Raw genomic sequence first — 11,657 nt, 5'->3', positions numbered from 1 at the left:
GTCCCAGGGGGTGGGCCCGGGAGTAGCCGGGGGGGTAACCCAGTGGCCCCCCCTCCGGGGGTGGCCCCCCCCCCCCCCCCCCCGGTCCCGCGTCAGCCCTTGCGGGGGCCGACGGCCTTGAGGCTCAGGGTCTGCTCAGCGGCGGTCCGGCCGCCGCCGACCCGGCTCCTGGTGGCGTCGGTCCACGCGCGGGCGGGCGTGGTCTCGGCGAGTCGGCCCTGGATGCCCGACATACCGAGCACCAGCCCGCTGTAGCGATTGACCAGGCGGAACGTACCCGTGGACCGGCCGTCGACGGTCGTGTCGGGGATGACGAACCACTGCTGCCCCACAGTGGGCTTGCCCTCGTGCGCCGGCGTCGCCGTCGGCTTGGCTGCCCAGGCGCGACCCGCGTCCTTGGTGGAATCGACACCGATCAACTGCCCGGTGGCAGCGTTGGCGATGCGGTACGAGCCATCGCCGTTCGAGGTGAAGACCCAGCGGCTGAGGGCGGACCGGTCCCCCGCGCGCCGGGAGGTGGTCGCCTTGCTGCCGGCAGCCTGGGAGAGGACGCGGCCGGCACCGCTGCTGATCGTGTAGGCGGTACCGGCCTTGACGGGGGCGGCCGGGTGGCTGGTGGTGATGGTGGTGTCGTAGTACTCGCCGTCCTTGCCGTCCGAGCACTGGAACGAGCAGTAGCTGCGGAAGTTCTTGCCGACGATGGTGGAGCCGGTGTTGTTCACCGAGTCCAGCATCCAGCGGTACCAGGAACCGGACAGGTAGTCGCCGGTGTCACCGATGAGCTTCCACTTCTGCGTGGCCAGATTGTCCGTGGCGTAGAACCGCTGAGGTTCACTGCTGTCCTGGGTGATGGCTTCGGGCTGGCCGATGTACAGCCCCAGGTGCGCGTTGTACGCAATGTTCATGGTCAACAGGTCCGACTTCGCGGGCAGTTCACCAGCCGACTGCTGTTCGGCGACATTTCCGGTGTTGGCCGGGTCGTAGTCGTGCTCGACCGGGGTGTAACCCGTGGGGTGGTCGGCGTCGGCCGGGACCATGTTGCTCTCCAGGCCGCCGATGCCGCTCTGGGACCAGGCGCCGTCGTACCACTTCTTCCAGGAGCCGCGCGCCATCTTCGCGGACATCGGTGCGCGCGCGACGTGCGCTCGACTGCCGTCCGTCCACCCGCCGGATATGCCGCCCTTCGGGATGGCCCGGGAGTTGTAGTAGACGTAGAAGTACCCGGAGGCGGTGTCCACGAAGAGCCGTGGGTCACCGTTGCCGTAGTGGTAAAGGTCGCCCGGGAAGGCCGCGTCGTCGCCGCGCTCGGTCGAGTACGGCGAGGTGAGTACGTGGTCCTTGATGTCCCACGTCCTGCCCTGATCCTTGGAGACGGCGTAATCGATCGCGTCGTAGTGCAGGCCGTCGCCGAAGGGCTGCGGAGTGAACTCGTTGTGGACCAGGCCGTACCAGTCGCCCGTGTCGGGGTCGACCCACACGCCCATCAGGTCGCAGTAGCTCTTCTGCGCGTAGTGCGAGGTGGCGGGGGCATAGGTGGCCTCTCGGCCGGTGGGGCTGTTGTTGCACCGCCACGTGGTGTCGCCGTTGCGGTCGTCGGCGTTGGCCGGGTTCACTGCGTCGCTCAGCTTCGCGTCACGCGTCGCCGAGTCGAAGTCCTTGCCCGTGTAGAACACCCACTCACGCGGGTCGTCCGCTCCGTACAGGGCGTGCGCGGACTGGTAGTGGAACGTGCCGTCCTTGTCGATGTAGGTGCTGGCGGGGCTGTCGTCCGGGTTGGTCCACGGGCCCTTGTCGCCGACGCTGACGCCGTATGCCGGGGAGCCTGCGGAGGCGGATGCCGGGGCGGACGCCAGCGTGCCGACCAGCACTGCGGCTGCCGCGACGAGCGCTCCGGCGATCCTCGTTCTGGAACGGGCTGACACAAGTTCTCCTCTCATGGTCGGGCCGCTCATGGGATGAGGGGGAGGAGCGGCCCGCGGATCGATACCTTCTGCGCCTTGTCGGACGCCCCGGTCGGCCCGTACGAATGACGGTCGCGGAACGCAGATGATGCGCAGCCTCGCGCGCCAATTAGTTTCACTAGAATCCGAACTATCCAAAGGCCTGTCAAGACCCTCAGCCGCCCCAAGATCTCCGGCAGTTGAACGACCTCCCTTTCGGACGGTCGGGTCACCATTCGAAGACCACCCGACCCGGTGCGGCAGGGCGGACTCGAGTTCCAGCGGGCCTCCGGCCGGTCCGGGGTCGATCGGGGTGGGCTCGGCCAGCGGTGCGAGCAACGTGGCGCGCACGTTCCCGGGATCCGCGGGCAGGTGGATGCGCGGGTGGGCGGCATCGGCGCTGCCGTTGACCACTGGAGCGTGTAGCCGATGGGTGCGAGGTGACAGCGTGAACGGCGCGGCGAAGGGCGTCAGGAACAGCCAGGCGGTCCTGGCCCGGCGCCGACCGTGCCGCGAGGGGCGGCCGGGCGGCGCGGCGGCCGCCCGGCGGCGCCGGATCCGCCGTCGCCGGACGAGCACCCCGCCGCCGCCATGACCACTGCGCCGGCGGCTGCCGCCGCCAGTACCCGGATCCGTCGCACCTTCATGTCCATCTCCCCTGTCGCAATTAGTTCGACTAGGATCTAAAATTAATGGTGACTCGTCAGCGAGTTGGAGTCCGTGCATTTCGAAAGCGGACTGGAGCACCCGCCCCGGAGGTCCCGGCAACCGGCTAACTTGGCGGGCGAACGTTGTACGAACAGGAGCAGCCCTGGTGAAGACAGATCTACGCGGAGCGGGGGTACGCGGCCTGGGCAGTGAGGGGCCGCCTCGGGCGAGCGACCGCGCGTCGCTGCGCCGGACGAACCTCGGTCTGGTGCTGCGTCTGCTGCGCGACGCCGGGCCGCGGCCCCGCACCCAGATCGCGGAGGAGACCGGCCTGCCCAAGGCCACCATCACCAACCTGGTCGGGGAGTTGGTGGAACGCGGCCTGGTGCGCGAGGGCGAGGCCGAGCGCCTCGGCTCGGTCGGCCGGCCCAGCCGCACCGTGGAGATCGACGGCCGCACCATCTGCGGTATCGGCGCGGAGATCAACGTCGACTACCTGAGCCTGATCGCGTTCGACCTGCGCGGCGAGACCGTCTTCGAGTGGCACACGCCGATCGACGCCCGCGGCAGTGAGCCGGATGCCGTGCTCGACCGCATGGCAGCGGCGATCGGCGAAGCGCAGGATGCCCTGCGTGCGCGGGGGGTGCATCCGGTGGCAGTGACCATCGCGGCCCCCGGCGTCATCGGGATGGACACCGGCGTGGTCTCGTACGCGTCCAACATCGGGTGGCGGGACATCGCCGTCACCGAGGGCCTGCGCACCCGGCTCGGTCCGGCGGCGCCGCCGATCCGGCTGGAGAACGACGCCAAGCTCGGTGCCGTCGCCGAGTACCTGGTCGCCGCCGCCTCGGACATCCACGACTTGATCTACGTCACCGGCGAGACGGGCATCGGCGGCGGCATCATCTCCGAGGGCCGACTCCTGCGCGGATCGGCCGGATTCGCCGGCGAGATCGGCCACATGCCCCTGGACCCGACCGGGCAGCCGTGCACCTGCGGCCGTCGGGGATGCTGGGAAACCATGGTCGGCCTGGCCGCCCTACTGCGGCTTGCCGCTCCGGCGGACGACCCGGTCCACGACCCCACCGTCGATCTGGACCAACGGCTGACGGAGCTGCGCCGCCGCGCCGACGCCGACGACCCCGCCACCCGCGCAGCGCTGGACACGATCGCGGACGGCCTCGCGCTGGGGCTCGCGCTGCTGGTGGACGTCCTCAACCCGCGGGCCATCGTTCTGGGCGGCTACTTCGCCCACTTCGGTGACCATCTCATCGACCGGGTGCGCGGTGAGTTGACCGCACGGGTCATGGCTCCGGAGGCCGGCCGCTGCGATGTCGTGCTGTCCACCCTGGGGTTCAGCGCGGCGGCACGCGGCGGCGCATACCTGGCGCTCGACAGCGTCTACCAGGACCCTGGCGCAATCTCCGCTGCCGCGGGATGAACTCGGAGGGCGGGTGCACAGCCGGTTGCGCTGCGCCTGGGGCCGGTATCTGGTTTTGATCAAGGGGTGGCCCGCGCGAGCTCCTTGATCCAGATCATCGAGCCTCGCAGGTGGACTCCCGCGAGGTACCTCTTGGGTGTCTTGTCGCAGCGGGTGGGTGCGCCACGAGGCGCCATGGAATCGAGGGCGGTGAGAGGCCTTGACCGCCGGGCTGTCGCAGCGGTCCGGCTGAAGCCGGGGGCAGTTCGTCTCATGAACGTCCGGAACCGCGACACGGTGAGGGTCCCCGCCGGCTACGACGCGACCCTGCGGATAACCGGGTGGCACCCGGCGCGGAAGAGCTGTCCGCAGGGCTGCTGCGCGCGTGGCCAGGGGGACCGCAACACCTACTGGATCCATGACGTGGGCGGCGGGAAGAACGTCCTCTGCACGACGAACAGCCGCTGACTCCCGCCGCCGGCACGATCGCGACGCGAGGTGCTAGATCACCAGGCTCAGCAGCGCCGCCACCACGAAGCCCGCCACCGACAGGACCGTCTCCAGCACCGTCCAGGACTTCAGGGTGTCGCGCTCGGAGATGCCGAAGTACTTCGACACCATCCAGAAGCCGCCGTCGTTGACGTGCGAGGCGAAGATCGAGCCCGCCGAGATGGCCATGATGATCAGCGCCAGATGCGCCTGCGACATGCCCTGGCCCTCGACCAGCGGCACGACGATTCCCGCGGTCGTGACGATCGCGACCGTCGCCGATCCCTGGGCGACGCGCAGCACGACGGAGATCAGCCAGGCCAGCAGGATGACCGGCAGGCCCACGTCGTTGAACGTGTCGGCGAGCGCGTCCGCGATGCCGCTGCCCTTGAGGACGGCACCGAAGATGCCGCCTGCGCCGACGACCAGCAGGATGTTGCCGACCGGCTTCAGCGACGAGGTGGAGACCGCTTCGAGGGACTTGCGGGACCAGCCGCGCCGGATGCCCAGCAGGTAGTACGCGAGGAGCAGCGCGATCGTCAGGGCGACGAACGGGTTGCCGAAGAACTCGATGACCGAGCGGACGGTGGACGGGTCCAGGGCGATCGAGGAGAACGTCGCCGCGAGGATCAGTACCAGCGGGGTGCCGATGATCGTGAGGACGACGCCGAGCGGGACCGGCTCCTCGCGCGGGGAGACGCCGGCGGCGCGCTGCTCGGCGATGACCGCGGCCTTCGCCTCCTCGGCGGCCTCGACCATGTCCTGCGGGACCGGGACGAAGATCCGCCGGCCGATCCAGGCCGCGTAGGCCCAGGCGGCGAGGACGGACGGGATGCCGACGACGGCGCCCATCAGGATGACCCAGCCGAGCGAGACGTGGAACAGACCGGCGGCGGCCACCGGCCCCGGGTGCGGCGGCAGGAACGCGTGCGTCATCGACAGGCCCGCCAGCAGCGGCATCGCGTACAGCAGGATCGACTTGCCGGACCGCTTGGCGGCGGCGTACACGATCGGGGCGAGGACGAAGATGCCGACGTCGAAGAAGACCGGGATGCCGAAGATGAGGCCGGTCAGGCCCATGGCGAGCGGGGCGCGCTTCTCGCCGAAGAGGTTCAGCAGGCGGGCGCTCAGCACCTCCGCGCCGCCGGAGACCTCGAGGATCGCACCGAGCATCGTGCCGAGGCCGATGATGATCGCGACATGGCCGAGGATGCCGCCCATGCCGGACTCGATGACGGAGACCGCGGCGGACTTCTGCACCGTGCCGAAGAGTTCGGTGACGGAGAGACCGGCGCCCAGGCCGACGGCTATGGATACGGCGAGCAGCGCGACGAACGGCTGCAGCCTGACCTTGATGATCAGGAAGAGCAGGAGGGCGATCCCGAGGGCGGCGACGGTCAGCAGACCGGCGGTGCCGTCGATCAGGAGGAGAAGTCCACCGGTGTGGGGTGGTGTCTCGACCGGCTGTGGGGTGGCGGCGAGCAACATGGGCAACTCCGTTGCGGACGGTTCAGGGGTAGGGCGGTGCGCGGCACGGCGCCCTTGTGGGGGCGGGCGCCGTGCCGTGCGGCGTGGTGGTGCGTCGAAACAAGTGGATCAGCGGGGAATCGTTCAGCTGAGGACGGCGAGCGCGTCGATCTCGATCAGCAGGCCCTTGGGGAGGCCGACGTAGACCGTCGTACGGGCGGCGGGGGCCTCCTTGAGGTTCTGCTCGCCGAAGTACGCGTTGTAGATCTCGTTCATCTCCGCGAAGTGGTCCACGTCCGTGAGGTAGACGCGCATCATCATCACGTCGTCCCAGCTCGCGCCGCCCTCCTCCAGGATCGCCTTGACGTTGGCGAAGGTCTGGAGGGTCTGCTCGCGCAGCGTCGGGCCGGCCGGGGTGGGGGCCTGGCCCTCGACGGCGGGCAGGAAGCCGACCTGGCCGGCGACCTGGAGGATGTTCCCCTTCTTCACGCCGTGCGAGAACTTGGCGGGCGGGGCGGTGTGGGTGCTGGGGGTGAGGGCGGTCTTCTCGGTCATGGGGGTTCAGGCCTTCTTGGGTTGGGTGGTGCCGGAGTACTCCCGGCTGATGGCGTCGGCGGTGCGGCGCACCAGCGGGAGCAGGGTGAGGAGTTCCTCGGCCGTGACGACCACGTTGGGTGCGGAGACCGACATGGCGGCGACGACGCGCCCGTCGGCGCCGCGGATCGGTGCGCCGACGCAGTTGATGGACTCCTCGTGGCCGCCGAGGTCGGTGGCCCAGCCCTGTTCACGTACGGCGGCGAGTTCCTTGAGGAAAGCTCCGGCGTTCGGGGTCGAACGGGACGTGTACGTGGGGTAGTCGAGCTTCTCGGCGATCGCGCGCCGTTCCGGCTCGGTCAGGTCGGCGAGCAGCAGCTTGGCGACGGCGGCGACGGTGATCGCGACGGGCTTGCCGACCCGGGAGTACATCCTGACCGGGTAGCGGCTCTCGACCTTGTCGATGTAGAGGACCTCGTGTTCCTCGTACACCGCGAGGTGGACGGTGTGACCGCACTGTTCGTTGAGCGCGACGAGGTGGGGGTGGGCGATCTCGCGTACGTCGAGGTTCTCGACCGCCTCCTGCGCGAGGGCGAAGAGGCGGGCTCCGAGGCGGTAGCGCTGGTCCTCCTGCCGGTAGACCAGCCCGTGCTCGTGGAGGGTACGGAGCAGGCGCAGCGCGGTGGACTTGTGGACGCCGAGGCGGTCGGCGACCTGCCCGAGGTCGGCGGGGCCCTGGGCGAGGAGCGGGAGGATGCTCAGTGCCCGGTCGACGGTCTGGCTCATGTCGGATGTACCTCCTGCGGGGCCGTGCTCCGGGTGATGTCGGCCCGGTCGGCTGCCGTCCAGCCGGGGCCGAGACGAAGTCTCCCCCAGGCGGTGTCGTCCAGAGCGGCGAGGTGGTCGGCGTGTGCGCGGGAGGGCGGGTCGGTGAGGTCGCCGGGGACGGTGAGGACGGCGGCGGCCATCAGGTGGCCGTGCCGGGCGCGGTCGCGGACCGGGAGGTCGCGGAGGGTGGCGGAGAGGAAGCCGGCGGCGAAGGCGTCACCGGCGCCGACCGCGGCCACGACGTCCACGCGGAGGGCGGGGACGGTGGTGACGGTGTCGGACACGGCAGGGCGGGTCCTGGAGAAGACCGTCGCACCCTCGGCCCCCCGCTTGACCACGAGCACCGACGGCTCCGGCAGCGCCGCACGGATCGCGTCCGCCCCGCGCAGCCCCCACGCCTCCTCCGCCTCGTCGTCCCCGACGAAGACGAGGTCGGCGCGGCGCGCGAGGTCGAGCAGCGTCTGCGGGCCCGCCGCGGCGCCGCGCCACAGGTGCGGGCGGTAGTTCACGTCGAACGAGATCAGCGGACGGCCGGGGCGGGGTTCGGTGAGGGCGTGGAGCAGGGACAGGCAGTCCGCGGAGAGCGCCGCGGTGATGCCGGACAGGTGCAGGATCCTCGCACCGAGCAGCTCCTCGTGGGGGAGGTCGGCCGGGGACATCGCGGAGGCCGCCGAGCCTGCCCGGTAGTAGGCGACCTCATGGGTGCCCGTCGCCCGGTCGGCCGCCGTGCGGAAGTAGATGCCGGTGGGGCGGTCGGGGTCCCGCCGGACCGCCGAGGTGTCGACGCCGTACGCGGAGACGGCGTCGACGAGATGGTCGCCGAACCCGTCCGCACCGACCCGGCTGACCCATTTCGCCCGGTGTCCCGCCGCCGCGAGCGCGCACGCGACGTTGGACTCGGCGCCCCCGATCGCCCGTCCGAAGGACGGCACGTCGGCGAGGCGGCCGGGCCGGGAAGGCACGAACGTCACCATGGATTCGCCGAGGCACACGACTTCGGCGGTGACAGCTCCGCGTCCCGTGGCTGCGGGTCCGGACACTCTGGGCTCCTCGCTGGTAAGCGCTCCGCACCGGTTCTCACCATTGACCCGGTGTCGGCTCGGATGTTAGACAGCGTTAAGCGATATGCGCAATGGGTGTTGCACATGCTGCAACGAACAGATTTTGAGGAGGATCCATGGCCGCCGCCGACGACAACGTCGCGACAGCTCCCCACACGCTCGGCGACCTCGCAGCCGAGCGGGTCGACCACCGCTTCAAGGCGCTGCCCCCCGACGCGGACGGCCTCACCGTCGCCGCCCTCGCCGCCGAGCGGCGCAATCTCTTCACCGGCGGCTTCACCACCCCCGTGCTCGCGCTCTCCGCGGAGTCGGTCGCGCACAACCTCGCCCTGCTGGAGACGTACGCGGAGCGTCACGGTCTCGCCTTCGCGCCGCACGGCAAGACCTCCATGGCCCCGCAGCTCTTCGCCCGCCAGCTGGAGCACGGCGCCTGGGGCATCACCGCCGCCGTCCCGCACCAGGTGCGGGTCTACCGGGCGTTCGGGATCCAGCGGATCTTCCTCGCCAACGAGCTCGTCGACCCGGCGGCGCTGCGCTGGCTCGCCGCCGAGCTGGACGCCGACGCCGGATTCGACTTCATCTGTTACGTCGACTCGGTGCGCGGCGTCGAGCTGATGGACGAGGCCCTGCGTGCGGCCGGCTCCACCCGCCCGGTGGACGTCGTCGTGGAACTGGGCGCCGGCGAGGGCGCCCGCACCGGCGCGCGTACCGAGGCGGACTGCGCGGCGGTCGCCGACGCCGTGGCCGCGGCCGGGACGCTGCGGCTGGTGGGCGTCGCGGGTTACGAGGGTGAGGTACCGGACGCCTCCGCGGAGCGGGTACAGGAGTGGCTGCGCCGGCTCGTCCGGCTGGCCGCCGACCTCGACAAGGCCGACCGGTTCGCCACGCTGGCCGCCGACGACCGGATCGTGATCAGCGCGGGCGGCAGCGCCTGGTTCGACGCGGTCGCCGACGTCTTCGCGGAGATCCCCGAACTCAGCCGCCCGGTACGCAAGTTGCTCCGCTCGGGGGCATACGTCTCGCACGACGACGGCCACTACCGGCACCTCACCCCGTTCAACCGGGTGCCGGAGGAAGGCGCCCTGCAGCCCGCGTTCCGGCTCTGGGCCCAGGTCGTCTCCCGGCCCTCCGCCGAGCAGGCGTTCGTCAACGCGGGCAAGCGGGACGCGGCGTACGACCTCGATCTCCCGCAGGCCCAGGTCGTGCGGTCCGGACGCGACGGTTCGGTGCGTCCGGCCACCGGCATCACCGTCACCGGCCTGTCCGACCAGCACGGCTGGCTGCGGACCGGACCCGAAGCGGAGCTGGAGGTCGGCGACTGGGTCGGCATGGGCCTGTCGCATCCGTGCACGTCGTTCGACAAGTGGCAGCTGATCCCCCTCGTCGAGGCGGACGGCACCGTCACGGACTACATCCGCACGTTCTTCTGATCCCCGCGGTCCGCTTCCCCGTCCCGCCGGAGAAAGGGGCGGGCGGGGGAGCCGTTCCGTCACCGAAAGGCTGCACAACATGGACCTCGTCATCCGCGACGCCCGCGTCATCGACGGCACCGGCGCCCCTTCCTACCGGGCCGATGTCGGTATCGAAGGCGGCCGGATCGCCGAGATCCGCAGGGCGGACCAGGGGCACGGCCCGCGCCCGACCGCCCGCCGCACCCTGGACGCCGACGGGCTCGCCCTCTCCCCCGGCTTCGTCGACATGCACGCCCACAGCGATCTGGCGCTGCTGCGCGACCCCGACCACAGCGCGAAGGCGGCGCAGGGCGTCACGCTCGAAGTGCTCGGCCAGGACGGGCTCTCGTACGCGCCGGTCGACGACCGCACACTCGCCGAGGTCCGCCGCTCCATCACCGGATGGAACGGCGACGGCAGTGACATCGACTTCGACTGGCGCTCGGTGGGCGAGTACCTGGACCGGCTCGACCGCAACTTCGGCGGCGAGGGCGTCGCCGTCAACGCGGCGTACCTCATCCCGCAGGGCACGGTCCGGATGCACGCGGTCGGATGGGACGACCGGCCCGCCACCGAGGCCGAGCTGACCCGGATGAAGGAACTCGTCGCACAGGGCATGGCGGAGGGCGCGGTCGGCATGTCCTCGGGCCTGACGTACACCCCCGGGATGTACGCCGACGACGCCGAACTCACCGAACTCTGCCGGGTGGTGGCCCGCCACGGTGGCTACTACTGCCCGCACCACCGTTCGTACGGCGCGGGCGCGCTCGCCGCGTACGAGGAGATGGTGCAGCTCACCCGCAAGGCCGGCTGCGCTCTTCACCTCGCCCACGCCACCATGAACTTCGGGGTGAACAAGGGCAGGGCGCCGGAGCTGCTGGCCCTCCTGGACGACGCTCTCGCCGCGGGCGCGGACATCTCCCTCGACACGTACCCCTACACCCCCGGCTGCACCACGCTCGTGGCGATGCTGCCGAGCTGGGCGAGCGAGGGCGGCCCCGAGGCGACCCTGGCCCGGCTCGCGGACGGTGCGACGGCGGAGAAGATCCGTCACCACATGGAAGTCATCGGCGCGGACGGCTGCCACGGGGTGCCGATCGAGTGGGACAGGATCGAGATCTCGGGGGTCAGCGTGCCGGACCTCTCCGACCATGTCGGCCGTACGGTGGCCGAGTCCGCGCGGCTGCGCGGCGAGGCCCCCTGGGTGACCGCCCGGCGGCTGCTCCTCGACGACCGGCTCGGCTCGACGATCCTGCAGCACGTCGGACACGAGGAGAACGTGCAGCAGATCATGCGGCACCGCGTCCACACCGGCGGCAGCGACGGCATCCTCCAGGGCGACAAGCCGCACCCGCGCGCCTACGGCACGTTCCCGCAGTATCTCGGCCGGTACGTCAGGGAGTTGGGCATCCTCCCGCTGGAGGAATGCGTCGCCCACCTCACCTCTCGCCCCGCGGCCCGGCTGCGCCTGCCCGACCGCGGGTACGTCCGCGAGGGCTACCGCGCGGACCTGGTCCTCTTCGATCCGGCGACGGTGGCGGCGGGGTCGACCTTCGAGACCCCGCGCACGTTGCCGGTGGGCATCCCGCACGTGCTGATCGACGGCCGCTTCGTCATCGAGGACGGCAGGCGGACGACGGTGCTCGCCGGACGCGCGGTGAGGTCGGCGCGATAGGTCCCGGCCGTTGCGGCGGACCCGGCCGCGCGGCGGGCGAGCGGCGCCACGGCGCGGCCCGGGGCCGGGGGGGCCCCGGCGCGCGGGCCGGCGGGGGCCGGGGGGGCGCGGGGGGTTATAAAACAAAAACGCAGCCCACCCGAA

The 11,657-nt window shown here is 71.1% G+C and carries 9 protein-coding genes; 4 read left to right on the top strand and 5 right to left on the bottom strand.

Annotation, left to right across the window (positions count from 1 at the left end):
* Positions 1-92 precede the first annotated feature (92 nt).
* Positions 93-1,922, bottom strand: coding sequence for an RICIN domain-containing protein (locus tag ACFVXE_RS17690; RefSeq protein WP_389672052.1), 1,830 nt, complete (start codon positions 1,920-1,922; stop codon positions 93-95).
* A gap of 832 nt (positions 1,923-2,754) precedes the next feature.
* On the opposite strand from ACFVXE_RS17690, the gene ACFVXE_RS17685 reads away from it, so the two are divergent.
* Entirely contained in the window at positions 2,755-4,029 is a 1,275-nt protein-coding gene (locus tag ACFVXE_RS17685; protein WP_389672051.1) for an ROK family protein, read from the top strand.
* Positions 4,030-4,281: 252 nt separating this feature from the next.
* Positions 4,282-4,476, top strand: a complete 195-nt coding sequence (locus tag ACFVXE_RS17680) for a hypothetical protein (RefSeq protein ID WP_389672050.1) — start codon at positions 4,282-4,284, stop codon at positions 4,474-4,476.
* 33 nt (positions 4,477-4,509) lie between these two features.
* On the opposite strand, the gene ACFVXE_RS17675 is transcribed toward ACFVXE_RS17680, so the two are convergent.
* The 4 genes from ACFVXE_RS17675 to ACFVXE_RS17660 form a co-directional block, all read right to left on the bottom strand.
* The gene (locus tag ACFVXE_RS17675; RefSeq protein ID WP_389672049.1) at positions 4,510-5,985 is read right to left on the bottom strand and encodes a GntP family permease; all 1,476 of its coding nucleotides are present in this window, start codon (positions 5,983-5,985) and stop codon (positions 4,510-4,512) included.
* A 123-nt stretch (positions 5,986-6,108) separates the two neighbouring features.
* A complete protein-coding gene (locus ACFVXE_RS17670) occupies positions 6,109-6,519 on the bottom strand; it encodes a RidA family protein (protein ID WP_030914824.1) in 411 nt (136 codons plus the stop codon).
* A gap of 6 nt (positions 6,520-6,525) precedes the next feature.
* On the bottom strand, positions 6,526-7,284 hold the full coding sequence (locus tag ACFVXE_RS17665; protein WP_389672048.1) for an IclR family transcriptional regulator: 759 nt from the start codon (positions 7,282-7,284) through the stop codon (positions 6,526-6,528).
* Positions 7,281-8,366, bottom strand: coding sequence for a sugar kinase (locus tag ACFVXE_RS17660; RefSeq protein ID WP_389672047.1), 1,086 nt, complete (start codon positions 8,364-8,366; stop codon positions 7,281-7,283). Before ACFVXE_RS17660 ends, ACFVXE_RS17665 begins: the two co-directional genes overlap by 4 nt.
* A 137-nt stretch (positions 8,367-8,503) precedes the next feature.
* On the opposite strand from ACFVXE_RS17660, the gene ACFVXE_RS17655 reads away from it, so the two are divergent.
* Together ACFVXE_RS17655 and ACFVXE_RS17650 are read left to right on the top strand one after the other, a co-directional pair.
* The gene (locus tag ACFVXE_RS17655; RefSeq protein WP_389672046.1) at positions 8,504-9,817 is read left to right on the top strand and encodes an amino acid deaminase; all 1,314 of its coding nucleotides are present in this window, start codon (positions 8,504-8,506) and stop codon (positions 9,815-9,817) included.
* Between the two features lie 79 nt (positions 9,818-9,896).
* Positions 9,897-11,513 carry an amidohydrolase family protein gene (locus ACFVXE_RS17650; RefSeq protein WP_389672045.1) on the top strand — a complete coding sequence of 539 codons (1,617 nt, stop codon included), beginning with the start codon at positions 9,897-9,899 and terminating at the stop codon, positions 11,511-11,513.
* The last annotated feature ends 144 nt before the right edge of the window (positions 11,514-11,657 follow it).

This window comes from Streptomyces sp. NPDC058231 (assembly GCF_042882275.1).
Classification (GTDB): domain Bacteria; phylum Actinomycetota; class Actinomycetes; order Streptomycetales; family Streptomycetaceae; genus Streptomyces.
The sequence above is the reverse complement of the archived record's forward strand: the minus strand, read 5'-3'. Positions and strand labels throughout refer to the sequence as shown.